Below are 17,785 nucleotides of genomic sequence, written 5' to 3'. Positions count from 1 at the left end.
ATGGAGAGAAATATGAAATTTCTATATAGATCCTTTTCGTTCTTTTGTTTTACTTTTTTAGCGTTATTTTCTCTTCAGCTTAATGCCAGCGTTATTATGACGGGTACTCGGATTATATATAATGAGGGCAGTCGTTCAGTTGATGTTAACCTTAAAAACCAGAGCGATTTCCCCTATGTTGTACAGACGTGGTTTGATGACGGGAAGATGTCTAGTGGACCGGATGCCTCTGTAAGGGTTCCCTTTATCGCCTCCCCCCCTGTTTTTCGAATTCAGCCGGGTGCAGGTCAGGTTGTTAAAGTGACATTCACGGGTGGTTTGAATCTTCCAGATGATAGAGAGTCTGTGTTTTATTTTAATTTCTTGCAGGTTCCTCCAGCAAATATTAACAAAAATGACGTAAAAAATAAAATGCTCGTCATGCTGCGTAACAGAGTTAAAATTTTCTATCGCCCTGCATCTCTGGTATCAGGTCCAGGCAGGGGGGTGCCCAATATATCTGTAACGCCTGTTGCAGATAATGCCTCAGCAGTGATGATAAAAAACCACACGCCTTTCTATGTCACTGTCAGCAGCGTTGCATTAACAGAGAAGCAACGGAGATTGTCTTCTGGGTCGGGTATGATTGAGCCTTCAGGATCTCATATTTTCAATATTTCTCGAGCAGGTTCAGTTAAGGGTAAAAAAATCACTGTGACAGTGGTAAACGATCAGGGAGCACGACTGAATGCGGAATTCAATTTATAACAATATCTGCATTAGTAATATCTGGTGGCGGTTTAACAAAATCATATTAACAATATCGTTTGTTGTTACATATATTCCTTCCGCCAGTGCACAGGATTATTACTTCGACCCGGCATTGCTGAAAGGTTCTGCCCTTGGGCAGGATATGGAACGATTCAATAAAAAAATCACGCCTGTTCAATCCGGGAAATATGTTCTCGATGTCTATGTTAACAACACGCTAATTTCGATAAGCGAGACCATCAATATAATGGAGCGTGAAGATGGAAAAACAGAACCTTGTCTGACTCGGGAACTGATCGCTAAATTGGGCATCAGAATAAATGCTGTAGTGACTGCAGAAAGTCATCAGTGTGTACTTGTGTCTGACGCCGGGGCGACTATTCAGGCTGAGGTGGACTTATCACAGTCTCGTCTCAACCTGTCTGTACCACAGTCGAATATGTTTCAAAACCCCCGTGGTTTTATTCCTGTCGAAAGCTGGGATAGCGGGGTTATGGCGCTTTTTCTGCGCCATAACACCAATTTCACACGCACCGAGAATACAGGAACAAATTTTAAATATAATTATCTCTGGAGCAATATTAATGCAGGGACGAACCTTGGATTGTGGCAGCTCAGGCATACAGGAAATTTAAGATATGCTGACAGTAACCTTGGCGGTAGTGAATATAAATATAATGCGGCCAGGACATGGGGGCAACGTGCTATTCCTGCATTAGAAAGCGTACTCACTGTCGGTGATAGCTACACCAGCAACAGCCTGTTCGGGAGTCTGTCTTTTAATGGCGTAAAGATGGCTACCGATAAACGAATGTGGCCTCAGGGAAAGCGGGGATACGCACCAGAAGTCAGAGGCGTTGCAGCGACAACAGCTCGGGTTGTCATCCGTCAGCAGGGGACGGTAGTGTATGAGACTACCGTTTCGCCGGGGAGCTTTGTTATTAATGATCTTTATAACACGAAAAGCAAGGGAGACCTGCATGTAGAGGTTATTGAGGCTGGTGGTAATATTTCAACGTTCACCGTCCCCTACTCTTCTGTACCTGATTCTGTACGACCAGGTAACTGGGAGTATTCTGTATCGTTAGGACGGGTGAGAAATTATTACAGCGTTAACAATCGTTTTATTGAAGGAACACTGCAGCGGGGCATGTCGAACATGCTCACCGCGAACAGCGGTATTCGTCTTGCTGAGGATTATCAGGCCGCTTTGCTGGGAGGCGTTATTGCTACTGGAGCAGGGGCATTCGGATTAAACACGACTTTTTCTCATGCCCGAGTTGAAAATGAGCAGACCACCAGCGGCTGGCGTGCAGAAGCCAGCTACAGCAGAACCTTTGACACAGGAACTAATCTTGTTCTTGCTGCGTATCGCTATTCAACCAGTGGCTTCAGGGATTTACAGGATGTCCTTGGCGTCAGGCGTCAGTATCATAATGGCACTGAATACTGGTCAGATACCTTAAGGCAAAAAAATAAGTTTTCAGCAACCGTCAGTCAGCCTATGGATGAATGGGGGATGCTTAACCTCTCAGGCAGTACTGCCGATTATTATGATGGGAGAGGCAGAATTAAACAATTGCAATTGGGATACAGTAATAACTGGGGACAACTCAGTTATAACCTGAGTATTGCTCGTCAGCAGACCATTATGACGAACGGCAGATACTTTTATAGTCTTAGGGATAGCGATTACGACACGGGAAACCGACAAAGGTATACAGAAAATACCATCTCATTGGGTTTTTCTGTACCGCTTGATTTTGGCAAAAATCGATCCAATCTGACTTTTGGCTTAAATAAAAATAGAGACACCCGGAGTGCGCAGGTAGGTATCAATGGTTCTGCCGGGGAACAGAGTAATTTTACTTATTCCTTATATGGTGGTGCTGAAAATTACCATAACAGCGGTAATGCCACCAGTTGGGGAGGGAGCGGTCAGCAGAACACATCCGTGGGCGCTTTTCGCGCAAACCTCTCTGCAGGTAAAAACTATCGGCAGTTCGGCGCAGGATATTCTGGCACGCTGGTTGCTCACCGCGGCGGGCTCACGGTAGGACCCTATGCAAGCGATACGTTTGCAATCATCCATGCGCCGGGCGCCAGTGGGGCAATTGTCAAGAACGGCCAGGGAGCAACAATAGATCGCTTTGGCTACGCTATACATCCGTCACTAACCCCTTACCAGTATAACAATGTTGGACTTGACTCGAGATTCATTAATTCTGACGTTGAGCTGCAGGGAGGCAGTAAGAAAGTGGTTCCTTACGCAGGAGCCATGCCGATGGTTTCTTTCGAAACGCTGCATGGTAGAGCCATTTTAATCACCGCGAGCTTTGAGGGGGAAATGCCTCCGATGGGCGCTGATGTTTTTGATTCTGCTGGTAACGAAATAGGAATGGTAGGTCAGGGCGGTCAAATTTATGCCCGCGTTGAAGATAATACAGGAAAACTGACTGTTAAATGGGGAAAGCAGGATGGTCAGCGCTGTGAAATCAAATATCGCCTACCGAAAGCAGATAATCAGCCGGTAACACAAATTCATCTGCCCTGTGAGAGGAAATAACAGAGATGATGACCTTCCAAAGTAAAAAAGAGAAGCCGCGGATTTTTATTTTCCTGCTAGTTCCGGTTATTTTTTTCGGCTGGAGCCAGATAAGCTTTGCTGCAGGTACCTGCACAAAAGTAACGTCGACAAGTCAACTATCCACTGCTGCGCTGAATGCGGGCTATACTGCCGCATCGTGGACCGGTGCTTCTGATGCTAATACGGTCACAAGTCTTGGGTTGCCCGGTATTATAACGATCAGTGGTTCCAGTAGTTTTCAGCCGTCTGGAACCCTTCTTGGTAGTTCAGCAGCCTCCTTTCTGACGTCTGGTCACAAGGAGACATACCCGGCAAATCAGATTTTATTTCGCTGCAATCAGACTGCAGTGGATGCGGGATTATATGAGTTTTATGCCACTAATGGTGACGAAAACTACAGTGGTAAAAATGCCGCCAGCGAAGTAGACGGCTCTTATTTTACGTATGTAAAAAATGTTGCTATCAGATTAACGAATATGAAGACAGGGGAATATTATTCACGGTACTGGAAATCCCGTCAGCTTACCGCTGACGACTGGTATTCAGATGATACCTATACTTATATCCCCGCGAGTGCATTCGCTGATGTATTTGTTGAGCTGTTTAAGGTTGACGGAACTTACGGGAGTCAGAATAGCTCAAACTTCTACACCTATAACTGGTGGAGTACAGGGAGCGCTCAGCCTGCCGGTTATGTTGCATTTCAGGGGGGGAGCTTAAGCTCTGGACTTTATAACGGCGCTGATTCTGCTAGTAACTACTCGGGATGGTATGGGTACTGGCCTGCCGGTTTTGGTCTGACGAATTATGTGACGTTCGTCAGAGGGGCGACATGTCTTGTTAAGGATTTCCCTTCGGTTGTACTGTTGCCAACTATTTCAGTTAGCGAGCTTAATGCGGGAAATACCAGCCGCGCCGGATTCTCCATCAGTCTGGAATGTGAATCGGGGGCTGTTTCCAGTACATCGAATTCAACAAGTTCTTCGGCAAATGTTGCTATGGGTTTTATGGTGAATCAGGCAAACGCGGTCAGTAAAGCGCAAAGTCTGGGGCTGGTGACTTCCGGTGGTGGTCTCACCTGGCTGCTGGATACCAATTATGGAAACGGTGCAGGGGAAGCCTCAGGGGTCGGTATTCAAATTCTTAACAATAGTGGAAGTGCGCTCAATCTTTTACCCGCTAAATCATCATTTGGCTCAGGAAACAGCTACGGATGGTATGGTTTTAAAGATTTATTGTCCTTAACTGGGACGGGAAGCGGCACCGATATTTATACAGGAGATTTCACTGCAGAGTTGGGTGCAATCACTGGTCAGACAGTTACCGCGGGGTCCGTAAATGCGCAGTTACAGGTTGTTGTCAGCTTTCAGTAAAACAATTATCAAGGTGAAATGGTTATGCTGCGTACTATTCGTGCTGGCGCAGCCTGGTTTCGCCGTTGTGAATGTAGAAGGTACCCGGGTAATATTTAATGCCGGAGAAATGGTTTCATCGGTGAATCTGATAAATTCAGGGGGGGAGCCCTCCCTTGTACAACTCTGGTTTGATGAGGGGGATCTATTTATGTCTCCAGAAAACGCCAGAACACCGATTATTGCCGTCCCTCCGGTGTTTCGATTACAGCCGGGTGAACTGCGCGATGTAAAGCTGCAGTTGATCTCTCGGGATAATTTTCCGCAAGATAAGGAATCTCTTTACTGGCTGAATATTTATCAGGTGCCGCCCAATACGATCGGTCCGGCTAATGAGAAGCGCGTTATTCTTCCCCTGCGATTACGCCTGAAAGTTTTTGTACGACCCGTTAATGTCCCACGACCTCAGCAGACTGATGGAGAGCGACTGCAGTTTCAGATTAAAAATAACAATCAACAGGTTGTCATTATGAGCAATCCAACGCCATGGTATATGACGATAGCGACATTCGAGTCTGGTTATATGAAAATTGATAGCATCATGTTAGCGCCAGGAGAGAAAAAGGAAATCACCCTGAATAAAACAGTGAAAGCGGGGGAGGTGCAGTATGAAATCATCAATGATGATGGAACCAAATGGCGTTATCGTTCATTTTTAAGACAGTCATGAACACTGAATGCTCGATAGGCATGACTGACCTGACCCGCCGGTATGACTCTAACACATATGATTTTTCATATGTGGTGTTGAACTTATATCTCTGTGGAGTATCCTGTCCGTCGACGATCGGGAGGAATGATGTCATTAACATCCTTACAGCTTTTCAAAAATCTGTCCGATGAAACCCGCCTGGGTATTGTGCTGCTGCTTAAAGAGATGGGGGAGCTGTGCGTGTGCGATCTCTGCACGGCGTTGGATCAGTCGCAGCCCAAGATCTCCCGTCACCTCGCTATGCTGCGGGAAAGCGGATTGTTGCTGGATCGCAAGCAGGGTAAGTGGGTGCACTATCGCTTATCACCACATATGCCTGCATGGGCGGCACAGGTAATAGAGCAGGCCTGGTTAAGCCAACAGGAGATCGTACAGACCATCGCCCGCAAGCTGGCATCAGCAAACTGTTCTGGGAGCGGTAAAGCGTTCTGCCTTTAAAAATTTGCCGTAACATATATGTTTTTTCGAATGTGATTTTCAGGGGGTGGTATGCTACTGGCAGGTGCTATTTTTGTCCTGACCATTGTTCTGGTTATCTGGCAGCCGAAGGGGTTAGGCATCGGCTGGAGCGCGACGCTGGGCGCGGTACTGGCTTTGATTGTTGGCGTCGTACATGTCGATGATATCCCGGTGGTGTGGAATATCGTCTGGAACGCGACGGCGACCTTTATTGCCGTAATTATTATCAGCCTGCTGCTTGATGAGTCCGGCTTTTTCGAATGGGCAGCGCTGCACGTATCTCGTTGGGGAAACGGTCGTGGCCGTTTGCTGTTTACGTATATCGTTCTGCTCGGCGCAGCGGTGGCGGCGTTGTTTGCCAATGATGGCGCGGCATTAATATTGACGCCAATCGTGATTGCCATGCTGCTGGCACTAGGATTCAGCAAGGGCACGACGCTGGCCTTCGTGATGGCTGCCGGGTTTATCGCCGATACGGCCAGCCTGCCGCTTATTGTGTCGAACCTGGTGAATATCGTCTCGGCGGACTTCTTTGGGCTGGGATTCACCGAATATGCGTCGGTGATGGTGCCGGTCGATATTGCCGCCATTGGCGCCACGCTGGTGATGCTGCACCTGTTCTTTCGCAAAGATATCCCGCAGTCCTACGATCTGGCCCTGCTTAAATCACCGGCAAACGCAATTAAAGATCCGGCTACGTTCCGCACCGGCTGGATAGTATTGATTCTGCTGCTGGTCGGTTTTTTCGTCCTCGAGCCGCTTGGCATTCCGGTCAGCGCGATTGCCGCGGTAGGGGCGGTAATACTGTTTACCGTGGCGAAACGAGGTCATGCCATCAATACCGGTAAAGTGTTACGCGGTGCGCCCTGGCAGATCGTGATTTTCTCACTGGGAATGTATCTGGTGGTATATGGTTTGCGCAACGCCGGGCTAACCGAATACCTTTCAGGAGTACTGAACGTACTGGCGGATAAAGGACTCTGGGCTGCGACGCTGGGTACTGGCTTCCTGATGGCTTTCCTGTCTTCGATCATGAACAACATGCCTTCCGTGCTGGTGGGGGCGCTCTCTATCGATGGAAGCACCGCAACCGGCGTTATTAAAGAGGCGATGATCTACGCCAACGTGATTGGCTGCGATCTGGGCCCGAAAATTACGCCGATCGGTAGCCTGGCAACGCTGCTCTGGCTGCACGTACTTTCACAGAAGAATATGACCATCACCTGGGGCTACTATTTCCGCACCGGGATTGTCATGACTCTGCCTGTGCTGTTTGTAACGCTGGCCACGCTGGCGCTACGTCTCTCTTTCACTTTGTCATGAGATACCAAAATGACCAACGTTACTATTTATCACAACCCGGCCTGCGGCACGTCGCGTAATACGCTGGAGATGATCCGCAATAGCGGTACTGAACCCACCGTTATTCATTACCTTGAAAATCCACCGCCACGCGATGAGCTGGTCAAACTCATTGCCGATATGGGGATCGCGGTACGGGCGCTGCTGCGTAAAAATGTTGAGCCATATGAAGAACTGGGCCTGGCGGAAGATACATTTACCGATGACCAGTTAATCGACTTTATGCTGCAGCATCCGATCCTGATTAATCGCCCGATTGTGGTGACGCCGCTGGGAACGCGCCTGTGCCGCCCATCGGAGGTGGTACTGGATATCCTTCCTGACGCGCAAAAGGGCGCGTTTGAAAAGGAAGATGGCGAGAAAGTGGTGGATGATAAGGGCAAAAGGCTGAAGTAAATTTCCAGCGGGACGGTATCACTATCACTGAACGTTGCCCTGGACGTGACGATTATCTGTAGATGCATCCTGATGTCGTTTCAGCCAGTATTGAATACTAATAATACCTGGCTGAAAAAGATCCGTGGTCAGGTAAGCTGGAAAATCACCAATAATCATCGCCAGCGGCAATAACATGACGCTGCCGTAACGGGAAATCGATGTTACTGATCTTTGGCGGTCTGCCCGGTACCGGGAAATCAACTATCGCTCGCCTGCTGGCCGCCAGGCTGGGCGCCGTCTGGTTACGGATTGATTCGATTGAGCAGGCGCTGATCCGCGCCAAAACCGTCACCCTGCACGATATAGGGCCGGCTGGATATCTGGTGGCGTACGCCATTGCCGCGGATAACCTCAGGCTGGGCAACGTGGTGATTGCCGATTCGGTGAATCCCATCGCCATTACCCGCCATGCGTGGAGAGAGGTCGCGACCGGGAATGCCGTGCCTTTTCTGGAGATAGAATTGACCTGCACCGACCAAACCCAGCATCGGTATCGCGTGGAAAACCGCGCGGCGGATATTCGCGGCCATATCCTGCCGGACTGGCAAAAGGTGATCACCCGTGAGTATGAGCCCTGGCGCACCGCCAGCCTGACTCTGGATACCTCTGTATTGACCGCCGAAGAGGCGGTCGAGAGGATCCTTCAACATATCCAGTCAGGCGGCCTGGCACGCCGGTAAGCGCATAAATAGCCTCCCGGGATACTGCCCGGCATCGGCGGCAAGAACCTACATAAAGAACTTCACGGCCTGCTGGAGGGTGGTGCCGACTCCCCATAACAGCGGCACGCTCACCGCTAACCAGCTTACGGTTAACAGCAGCGTGGACGGACGGGCCTCCCACGTGAGCTGGGCATCCTTATTGATAGTATACAGACCTTTCGCCTGCTGCTGCTGTTCCGCGGTCATCGCATGCTCTTCCGTCAGCGGACGCACCAGCTGATTACAGATAAAACCCATTACCAGCAGGCCGGTCAGGACCATCAGCGTAATATCATAGACGCGCTCGGGCGGAACCCCGTGCGTCAGCTGATACTCGCGCAGATAGTTCACCAGCACCGGGCCGCTGATCCCTGCCGCCGACCAGGCGGTTAACAAGCGCCCGTGAATCGCGCCCACCATTTGTGAACCAAAGACGTCGGCAAGATAGGCGGGAATACTGGCAAAGCCTCCGCCGTACATCGAAATGATAATGCACATCGCGCAGACATACAGCGCGATATAGCCGCCGTGATTCACCAGCGGCAACGTCCCGTACAGCACGGCGCCCAGGCAGAAAATAATCGCAAAGGTCATTTTGCGCCCGCACAGGTCGGACACCGATGCCCAGAAAAAACGTCCCAGGATGTTAAACAGGCTGAGCAGGCCGGTAAATCCTGCGGCCATGGTAGCAATGCGTTTCAGCTGCTCGCCGTTCAGCTCATGCCAGCTGAGATCGAGCGACAGCAGTTTACCGGCAAAGATCTCCTGCAGCATCGGCGAGGCCATACCGAGAATACCGATTCCCGCGGTGACGTTGAGCCATAGCACCATCCACAGCAGCCAGAACTGCGGAGTGCGGCAGGCAACGCGGACGTGCACCTGGATGGTGGGATTATTGCGGATCGTTTTTTGCGCCTTCTCACCCGAAGGATGCCAGCCCATGGGCGGCAGGCGATAGCCAAAGGTACCGGCAAGCATAAATAGGGCATAAATCGCCGCCAGCGCCAGAATGCTTTGCCATACCCCGTTGCCGGCCGGACCGGCAAAGTAATTCATCAGACCGTTTGCCAGCGGCGCTCCCACCAGCGCTCCCCCGCCAAAACCCATAATCGCCATCCCTGCCGCCATTCCGCGCTTGTCAGGGAACCAGCGCAACAGCGTCGAAACCGGTGAAATATAGCCCAGTCCGAGACCGATTCCGCCGATGACCCCGGCCCCCAGCCACAGCAACCATAGCTGATGGAAATAGATAGCGGCGCTGGATAGCAGCAGGCCGCCGCACCAGCACAAGGTGGCAATAAAGCTCACCAGCCGCGGTCCAACCTTCTCCAGCCAACTGCCCCACAGCGCCGCCGAACAGCCGAGAAAAACAAAAAACAGCGTGTAGGTCCAGCCGAGCATGGAGATTTTCCAGTCGCAATCGCGGGTAAACAGCTGCTGCCAGAACGACATATTGACGGGGCATTGCAAGGACGTGCTTCCTCCTATTAACTGCGACATAGGCAGCCAGTAAACGGAAAACCCATAGGCCATACCTATGCAGAGATGAACCGCGAGCGCGGCCGGTGGCACCAGCCAGCGGTTAAAGCCGGGCCTGGCGATGATACGGGGTTTCGCGAAAAAATCGCGTAAGGGAGAGACCGGTGCGGTCGCGATGTTTTCATTCATTTGCGCCATTTTCCTGTCCTTTTTGTCTATATTGGCCGACGAATGCCGCCGTCGGGGAACGTAGATAAAAGGCAAGAAAGATGCCATTTGATTGAAATATGTACAGAAATGGCGACTGAAGCGAGCAAGCTTCGCCGAACGGCTGAGGCGAAAAGCCCGCCACTGGCGACGGGCGCCCCTCTCGCGATAAAAATGCCGGGCGCGCTATTATTTTGATAAACGTCGGTCTCAGAGTGATACGCCGCGACCTGTAACGTTCGGGCCGTCTCCTCCCGGACATGGCTGGAGCACATGGCTATGGCGTATTTCCCTGCAGGGCGGGCGAGAGCACCCGCCGCTCTTTAGCTTAAGGTATCAATCCATTCGCTCTGGCGCGGGTTCTGCCGACGATAGCAGTGTACCGACACCGCCAGCTGCGTCAGGTCGGTGAAGACCATCGGATCGAGCTGAATATGCTTTTTAATCTGCTGCAGCCGGTAGGTGAGCGTATTACGATGAATCCCCAACAGCAGCGACGTTTTGCCCGGCTCGGCGTTATTGGCTATAAAGCTGCTCAGAGTATCCAGCAGCACTTCGCCGGAATCATGCTCAAGCAGCTGGCGTACGTTATTGATAAAAAAATTCACCATATAGCTGTCCTCCAGCACCCGGAACAGGCAGAGCATCGCCATCTCGCGAAAGTAGTAGATTTGTCGCTGCGGCTGCACTTTGCTCCCCACCTCAATCACCGACCTGGCGAATCGGATGGCCTCGCGAATATCCGGGGCGTTGTCCGCCTGCACGCCAATCCCGATATGGTAATGGCTGATCTGATTGCTGAGAACAAACTCGATGCCCCGCAGCATCGTCTCCTGGGGGTCGCATAGCGTATTGAGGATAAGTATTTCATTGCTGCCCAGCAAAATGACGTCCCTTACCCCGGACAGCTGCGAGAATTCCCGCAGCAGCGTACTCAGTACTTCGCTTAGCTGGTGCTGTTCGACCTGCACGGTCACCACAACCGGCATCAGCGGCGCATTAAAACTGAAGCCGAGCTCCACCAGGCGATGAAGCGCTTCCTGTCCGGCGGGCGCGGCTCCCTGCTCAAGATACTGACAAAACAGAGTGTCGCGCAGACGCTGTCGCCAGTTAGTTTCCCGCATCTCTATGGCCTGGCGGACCAGTAGTTCGGCGGTGAGCACCGCCAGTTCAGCATAGCGGCTGATCGCCGCAGGATCGCCGCTGATGCCCACTACCATCACCACACGATCGTCATACATAATGGGGTGATTAATCCCGGGATGCACATTCTGAAAACGCGCCGCTTCCACGGTGTTATTAATACAAATGCGTTTACCGGTGCGTATCACCTCGCGAGCGATTTCATGCTGTTCGCCGATACGATGACGTTCACCTGAGGCAATAATCTGTCCATGATGGTCAATCACGTTCACGTTATGATGAATTATCGCCATTGCCCGGGCGACAATTTCATTAGCCAGCGCCGTCGTAATAATCATACAGTTATCCGCTTATGTGCCTCTCCGCGCCGTCCGCTCAGAAAGGTTCGTAGAACATTCTCCGCTGCGTCGGCGAGGAGCTGTTCGCATGTGTTCATCGACTCCGCCAGCGGCATAGGGCGCTGGCAGATAGACCACATCGCGTCAATATGGTGTTGATATAATTGCCGACTGCTCTCATCCCGTCCTCCGCAAAGGGCCACAACCGGTACGCCATGGCGCGCGGCTTTGCCCGCTACGCCCACCGGGGCTTTACCAAATGCGCTCTGACGATCGAGCCAGCCTTCACCGACGATGGTCAGCGCGGCATTGCTAAGATGACGGTCGGCGTTTAGCAATTCCAGCACCAGGTCAATGCCCGGACGCAGCGTGCCGCCCGCATAGGCGATCAGCGCAGCTCCCATACCGCCCGCGGCCCCGGCTCCGGGCACTTCGCTGACGTCGTAGCCGAGCGTTTGCGTAAGCTGCCGGCTGTAGTGCGTCATACCCGCCTCCAGCTCGTTCAGCGCCGCCTCATCCGCCCCTTTCTGCGCGCCATAAACCCAGGTGGCGCCATCGGTTCCAAGCAGAGGGTTGGTGACGTCGCAGGAGGCCTGAATTTCGGCTTGCCGTAAACGTGGGTCCAGTTCGCTTAAATCGATGCGCTGGATATGCGCAAGATCCTGGCCTGCGGCGGGAACCGGCAGCAGCGTGCCGTCCTTACGCCAGAACCGTGCGCCAAGCGCCTGGGCAAAACCGATGCCGCCATCGTTGGTCGCGCTGCCGCCCAGCCCGATAATCAGACGCCGGCAACCGGCATCCAGCGCCGCTCTTACCTGTTCGCCCAGTCCAAAGCTGCTGGCCAGACGCACATCCCGCTGCGCTTTCGGCGTAAGCTCCAGCCCACAGCTTTGCGCCATCTCAATGATGGCCCGCTCGCCGGGCAGGATCAGAAACGCGGCCTGCATGGAGACACCGTAAGGCGAGGTACAGCGCTGCTGCTGCCACCTCGCGCCCTTCAGCTGCGGACTTTCCGCAAGGGTCGAGAGCAATCCCTCACCGCCGTCCGAGACGGGCATTTCGACCAGCTCCAGCGCCGCGTCAACCCGGCGCAATCCCTGTGCTACCGCTGCGCAAGCGGCCTGCGCGCTACAGCTGCCCTTAAACGAATCCAGCGCGATAACAATCTTCATGCGTTCTCCTGCGTTAATGCGCTTTGCGCGGCGTTTTATCGGTGGTCATGAGCTGCAACAACATCCCCAGCAGCGCACATCCCGCCATGGTAAAGAAGGCGTAGATATAACCCGCCGGATTTTCCCATCCCCCGCCAAACTGGATGAGCCAGCCCATAAGCAATGGCGAAATGCCGCCGCCGATAAACATCGCCGTGGTGATAATTCCGTTGGCGGTAGAGGTGGCGCGTTCTTCGGCGGAGTCCGAGGCCATTGCGTAATAGATAGGCCACACGGCGTTGGCCACCAGGCCAAAAAATAGCTGAATGGCGATAAGACGCGGCATATTGGTGGCGAAATAGAACAGCGCAATGCCGATACTCATCCATAGACCGCAGACGATCAGGGTACGTTTACGGCCAAAGCTATCGGACAGCCAGGGCCAGATTATCTGTCCCAGGGTACCGGTCAGCGTGAAGATAATACTTAGCCCGGCGGATGCCGCCAGCGACAGGCCGGAGACGTGATAAAGGTACGGCGGCAGCACAACGTTAATGCCCATATAGACAATTTGCGTCAGTAGGGTATTGCCCGCCGTCAGCGAAATATTGCGGTTGCGCAGGGTGCGTAAAAAGGTCTTCATCCCTTCGCCTTTGGCAACATGGCTGCTTTCCTGCGTCGCCGGGCGCGTCATCCCCTGGCTATCGATATGCTGATAAAGCGTGTTGATGCGATCGGCGGTGGAATATTTCGCCCAGAAGATCATTAGCGGTATGGCGACGATCAGCGCCAGCAGGAAGCAGTAGCGCCAGCTGCCTTCGCCAAATGCGGAAAGCACGAGGCTTGCCACCACGCCGCTCAGCAGCGCGCCAATCGGGTAGCCGGTATGATGTACCCCCAGCGCGAAGCCGCGCTTCTCTTTCGGCCACCACTCCGCGGTGTTGCTGACGCCGACGGGCTCGCCCCAGCCGGCCCCGAGGTTGACGCCAACGCGCAGCAGCACAAACGCCGTCAGTCCGTGGCTGATCGCTTTAATCCCGGAAATAAAAGAGAGGGCGGTATAGCCCAGCACCAGCGGTACCTGAAAGCGCGCTCGCTTCCAGCCTGAACCGTAGCGATCGCTCCAGATGGCGCCGGGGATATCCAGCACCGCCAGGGCAACCATAATCAGCGCGACGACGTTGCCCCACTGTTCCGGCGAGAGCGAGAACTCTTTAGAGATGACCGGGCCAAGGCGCAGGATCATCTCCCGGTCGTAGGCGTTAAGCACCCAGATTAGCCAGCAAACCAGCAGCGAAACCCAGGAGAAACGATGTATCAGCCGCTTTTTTGCGCCTTGTTCGCCGGCAGGTGTGTGATTGATTGTTGTCATAGTCGTGTTTACTCCGCGGCGTCGCGACAGCATGGCGCGCGCCGCCAGGTATCAGGGTCAGAGTGGGTTCGCCGGGTATTATTGTTATCGCGGCGAGCCGGAGATTCGCTTAACCGGCAAAGCGCCGTTCCGCTACGCCGGTCACACCCAGGTCGTAAATGGCGAACAGGCTGCCGCGTAGCTGATTATCTTCCGGGAAGCGCGGTAGCGGCGGTTGCGCCATTGAGGTGACGTACAGCACGTCGAGGTTTTCGCCGCCGAACATCACGCTGGTGACTTTTTTCACCGGCATCTCAATGATGCGATCGACCTCGCCCTCCGGCGTGTAGCGCACCAGCTTGCCCGCGTAGACCAGCGCGTTCCACAGATAGCCTTCGCTGTCCACGGTGGCGCCATCCGCCGCGCCGCCTTCGCTGCGATCGACGTGGCAAAAGACTCGTTCGCCAGAGAGATCGCCGGTCGCGGTGTTGTAATCCCAGGCGCCGATCTCGCCTGTCCAGGTATCGGCAAAGTAGAACGTTTCGCCGGAGGGGCTCCAGCAGGGGGCGTTAGAGACAATGATATTTTTCTTCAACACGTGCAGTGACAGATCGGTATCCAGGCGATATAGCGCGCCGCTTGGCTCCTCTTCGCGCATATCCATCGACCCGAACAGAAAGCGTCCCTGACGATCGACTTTACCGTCGTTGAGCCGGTTAAAGGGCCGATCCGCTTCCGGTTGGTGCAGCAACGCCAGCTCGCCGCTGGCGAAGTCGAGCAGATGAACGCCATTCTGTAGCGCCACCACCGCGCCTTCGCCGTTCTGGCGCAGGGCGAAAGAGCCAATTTTCTGCCGCACGTCCCAGCTCTTAATCGCGCTGCCCTGCGCATTACAGGCGAACAGGCGCCCGTCGAGGCTATCTACCCACCAAAGACGCTGCTGCTCGACATCCCATACAGGACTCTCGCCGAGGCGAGTTTTTAAATCCAGTAACACTTCGATACGCATAAGGCGCTCCTGATTAAGCGTTTTCGCCGCGGGCCTGTTTTGCCGAGGCGGGGGTAGAGGATGACGAACTTTTAATCAATAGAGATGCCAGCGCGCCGACGATCAGTAGCGCGACGGCGAACCATAAGCCGGACGTCGCCGCGCCGGTGCGGTCCTCAAACGCGCCGAGGATAAACGGCCCGAGAAATCCGCCGCACAGTCCGAGGCAGTTAAGCAGGCCGAAACTGCCCGCCAGCATATGCCCGCTCATGATCGAGGGGAGCCAGTTAAAGATGATGGATTGCATGGCGAAGAACATGAAGGCGGCCAGCGAGAAGCCAAGCAGCGCCACGCCGTGGCCGGCAATTGCGCCAATCGCCATGCCGGTCGCCATGACCAGATACCCGGCCATCAGCATGCTGCGCGAACGCTGTTCCGTCCGGGCGAAACGTGGCAGCAGGATCCCGCCCGCGGCGGCGGCGATCCACGGGATGGCGGTCAGTAGACCGATCTGTAGCGGCGTCAGTTGGCCCCAGCTACCGATGATCCCTGGCAGGAAATAACTCAGGCCGTAAACCGAAAACTGATGGGTAAAGTAAATCAGCACCAGCAACAAAAATACGCGGGTGGTGAGCGCGGTTTTCAGGGAAAAACGGCTCGGCGTATGGCGCGTCTCCTCGGCTTCTTTCTCCAGCACCGCAGTGATTGCCTGCACGTCGTTGCTGTCCAGCCAGCGGGCGTCGGCGGGTTTATCCGGCAGCCTGCGCCAGACGACGAACGCCAGCGCTATCGCAGGCAGCCCTTCGATAAAGAACATCCACTGCCAGCCGTGCCAGCCGGACATTCCATCAAGGCTTAATAACAATCCGCCCAGCGGCGCGCCGATAATATTGGCCAGACAGACCCCCAGCAGGAACAGGCCGGTGGCTTTAGCGCGCTCTTCGCGGCCAAACCAGAGGGTCAGGTAGTAAATAATGCCCGGATACAGCCCCGCTTCGGCGGCGCCGAGCAAAAGGCGCATCACGTAAAAGGATGTAGGCCCGGTGACAAACGCCATGCCGCAGGAGATGATCCCCCAGGTGATCATGATGCGGGCGATCCAGCGCCGCGCGCCAATCCGGGTTAAAAACAGGTTGCTGGGGATCTCCAGCACTGCGTAGGTGAGAAAAAACAACCCGGCCCCGAGGCCGAATGCGGTTGCGGAAAGGCCGATATCCACCGACATGGTCGCTTTCGCCATGCCAATATTGGTACGATCAATAAAGCTGATGATGTACGCCACGATAAGCAGCGGCATCAAATGACGGTAGATCTTTTTATGGGTGCGCTGTAGCTGCGTCCCGTTTACCGCCTTTTCATTTATTGCGGACATGGTTATTATTTCCCCGTATTCGTGGTCAGAAGCCTTGCCGGGATCGCGTCGATCCCGTTCGTCAGCTCACAGGTTGTCGCCGGGTGCTGACCCGAACGACGCCCGGCCCGAAGCCCCACTTCGGGCCGTCTTTTCCTAAGCGCCTTCGCGCTCGAATAGCATAGAAATCCCCTGGCCGCCGCCGATGCACATGGTGACCAGACCGGTGCGCGCGCCGCTGCGCGCCATTTCATACATCAGTTTGACCGGCAGGATGGCACCGCTGGCGCCCACCGGGTGGCCGAGGGCGATCGCGCCGCCGTTGACGTTAACGCGGGCCGGATCGAGATGCAGATCGTTCATCACCGCCAGCGCCTGGGCGGCGAAGGCCTCATTGAGTTCAATTAAATCGATGGCGTGGACATCCATATTGAGACGGTCCATCAGACGCCGGGTAGCGGGAGAGGGGCCAAACCCCATAATATCCGCGCCGCAGCCGGCAACCGCCCAGCCGCGAATCCGCATGCGCGGGGTGAGGCCGCGGTTTTCCGCCTGCTGGCGGGTCATCATCACCAGCGCGGCCGCACCGTCGTTAATGCCGGAGGAGTTGGCCGCCGTCACCACGCCGTCGGCTTTAAATGCCGGGCGTAGCGCGGCAAGCTTTTCACGCGGGGTGTCGCGCGGGTGTTCATCGGTCGCAAACAGGCGGGTCGATTTTTTGCCGTCCGGCACCTCAAGGGCCAGAATCTGCTCGCGGAAGCGATCCTCAGCGATCGCCTTCAGCGCTTTCTGCTGGCTTGCCCAGGCGAAATCGTCCATCGCTTCGCGAGAGATACCGAAGCGTTGCGCGACATTTTCCGCCGTGATGCCGTTGTGATAAGGCCCTTCCGGCCAGGTAAGAATGGAGATCAGCCCATCTTCCAGCTCGCCGTGGCCCATGCGATAGCCATCGCGCGCTTTACGCAGGTAGTAGGGGAGCTGGGTCATATTTTCCGTTCCGCAGGCGACGACCACCTCGGCCTGGCCGCTTTGCAGCTGCATCATGCCGTCCGCGAGGGCCTGGAGCCCGGATCCGCACTGGCGGTTAACCGAATAGGCAGTGTTCTTCTGCGGGATCCCCGCCCGTAGCTGGCAGATGCGGGCGATAAAGCCGCTTTCGGCGATTTGCCCGACGTTGCCGACGATCGTTTCGTCGATATCCTGCGGCGCAAGCCCGGCGCGGTTGACCGCTTCGCGAATAACCGCTGCCCCGAGGTCATGCTGGTGGGTATGCTTAAGACTGCCGTTAAAGGTGCCAATAGCGGTACGAACGCCGCTGACAACCACAATATCATTAGCCTGTGTCATCGTTTTTCT

At 54.3% G+C, this 17,785-nt stretch carries 15 protein-coding genes and 1 pseudogene; 8 read left to right on the top strand and 8 right to left on the bottom strand.

Features of this window, described 5'->3' with window-relative positions:
- The first annotated feature begins 12 nt into the window (after window positions 1-12).
- The 7 genes from KCG39_RS14080 (at window position 13) to arsC (ending at window position 7,678) form a co-directional block, all read left to right on the top strand.
- Window positions 13-747 (top strand): fimbria/pilus periplasmic chaperone, encoded by a 735-nt coding sequence (locus KCG39_RS14080; protein ID WP_004124884.1) that lies wholly within the window; start codon window positions 13-15, stop codon window positions 745-747.
- The gene (locus KCG39_RS14075; RefSeq protein WP_004124881.1) at window positions 728-3,316 is read left to right on the top strand and encodes a fimbrial outer membrane usher protein; all 2,589 of its coding nucleotides are present in this window, start codon (window positions 728-730) and stop codon (window positions 3,314-3,316) included. The genes KCG39_RS14080 and KCG39_RS14075 overlap by 20 nt, the downstream gene beginning before the upstream one ends.
- Before the next feature lie 5 nt (window positions 3,317-3,321).
- Window positions 3,322-4,710: a fimbrial usher protein StbD gene (gene stbD / locus KCG39_RS14070; protein ID WP_049113064.1), complete on the top strand. Its 1,389-nt coding sequence runs from the start codon at window positions 3,322-3,324 to the stop codon at window positions 4,708-4,710.
- Window positions 4,676-5,419: a fimbria/pilus periplasmic chaperone gene (locus KCG39_RS14065; protein WP_049113063.1), complete on the top strand. Its 744-nt coding sequence runs from the start codon at window positions 4,676-4,678 to the stop codon at window positions 5,417-5,419. The genes stbD and KCG39_RS14065 overlap by 35 nt, the downstream gene beginning before the upstream one ends.
- A gap of 129 nt (window positions 5,420-5,548) precedes the next feature.
- The gene (locus KCG39_RS14060) at window positions 5,549-5,899 is read left to right on the top strand and encodes a transcriptional regulator (protein ID WP_004124874.1); all 351 of its coding nucleotides are present in this window, start codon (window positions 5,549-5,551) and stop codon (window positions 5,897-5,899) included.
- Between the two features lie 51 nt (window positions 5,900-5,950).
- Window positions 5,951-7,243 (top strand): arsenite efflux transporter membrane subunit ArsB, encoded by a 1,293-nt coding sequence (gene arsB, locus KCG39_RS14055; protein ID WP_004124871.1) that lies wholly within the window; start codon window positions 5,951-5,953, stop codon window positions 7,241-7,243.
- Between the two features lie 9 nt (window positions 7,244-7,252).
- Window positions 7,253-7,678 carry a glutaredoxin-dependent arsenate reductase gene (gene arsC, locus KCG39_RS14050; RefSeq protein WP_087828524.1) on the top strand — a complete coding sequence of 142 codons (426 nt, stop codon included), beginning with the start codon at window positions 7,253-7,255 and terminating at the stop codon, window positions 7,676-7,678.
- A gap of 93 nt (window positions 7,679-7,771) precedes the next feature.
- Here arsC and KCG39_RS27780 read toward each other — a convergent pair.
- Window positions 7,772-7,855, bottom strand: a pseudogene (locus KCG39_RS27780) (hypothetical protein); the annotation flags it as partial.
- Window positions 7,856-7,878: 23 nt separating this feature from the next.
- On the opposite strand from KCG39_RS27780, the gene KCG39_RS14040 reads away from it, so the two are divergent.
- Entirely contained in the window at window positions 7,879-8,400 is a 522-nt protein-coding gene (locus KCG39_RS14040) for a P-loop nucleotide/nucleoside kinase family protein (protein ID WP_142468415.1), read from the top strand.
- 48 nt (window positions 8,401-8,448) lie between these two features.
- On the opposite strand, the gene KCG39_RS14035 is transcribed toward KCG39_RS14040, so the two are convergent.
- The 7 genes from KCG39_RS14035 to KCG39_RS14005 all read right to left on the bottom strand — a co-directional run bounded on the left by KCG39_RS14035 (window position 8,449) and on the right by KCG39_RS14005 (window position 17,776).
- Complete coding sequence (locus KCG39_RS14035) at window positions 8,449-10,098, bottom strand: OFA family MFS transporter (RefSeq protein ID WP_004124862.1); 1,650 nt, start codon at window positions 10,096-10,098, stop codon at window positions 8,449-8,451.
- Window positions 10,099-10,430: 332 nt separating this feature from the next.
- Complete coding sequence (locus KCG39_RS14030; protein WP_004124860.1) at window positions 10,431-11,588, bottom strand: CdaR family transcriptional regulator; 1,158 nt, start codon at window positions 11,586-11,588, stop codon at window positions 10,431-10,433.
- A complete protein-coding gene (locus KCG39_RS14025) occupies window positions 11,585-12,760 on the bottom strand; it encodes a glycerate kinase (protein ID WP_004124858.1) in 1,176 nt (391 codons plus the stop codon). The genes KCG39_RS14030 and KCG39_RS14025 overlap by 4 nt, the downstream gene beginning before the upstream one ends.
- A 13-nt stretch (window positions 12,761-12,773) precedes the next feature.
- Window positions 12,774-14,144 carry an MFS transporter gene (locus tag KCG39_RS14020; protein ID WP_162557762.1) on the bottom strand — a complete coding sequence of 457 codons (1,371 nt, stop codon included), beginning with the start codon at window positions 14,142-14,144 and terminating at the stop codon, window positions 12,774-12,776.
- Window positions 14,145-14,220: 76 nt separating this feature from the next.
- On the bottom strand, window positions 14,221-15,099 hold the full coding sequence (locus KCG39_RS14015; RefSeq protein ID WP_004124853.1) for an SMP-30/gluconolactonase/LRE family protein: 879 nt from the start codon (window positions 15,097-15,099) through the stop codon (window positions 14,221-14,223).
- Between the two features lie 13 nt (window positions 15,100-15,112).
- Window positions 15,113-16,450, bottom strand: a complete 1,338-nt coding sequence (locus tag KCG39_RS14010; RefSeq protein WP_004124842.1) for an MFS transporter — start codon at window positions 16,448-16,450, stop codon at window positions 15,113-15,115.
- A gap of 135 nt (window positions 16,451-16,585) precedes the next feature.
- Complete coding sequence (locus tag KCG39_RS14005; RefSeq protein ID WP_142468417.1) at window positions 16,586-17,776, bottom strand: thiolase family protein; 1,191 nt, start codon at window positions 17,774-17,776, stop codon at window positions 16,586-16,588.
- Window positions 17,777-17,785: the final 9 nt, after the last annotated feature.

The organism is Klebsiella pasteurii (assembly GCF_018139045.1).
Lineage (GTDB): Bacteria > Pseudomonadota > Gammaproteobacteria > Enterobacterales > Enterobacteriaceae > Klebsiella > Klebsiella grimontii.
This window is presented reverse-complemented; position numbering and strand designations above follow the sequence as displayed.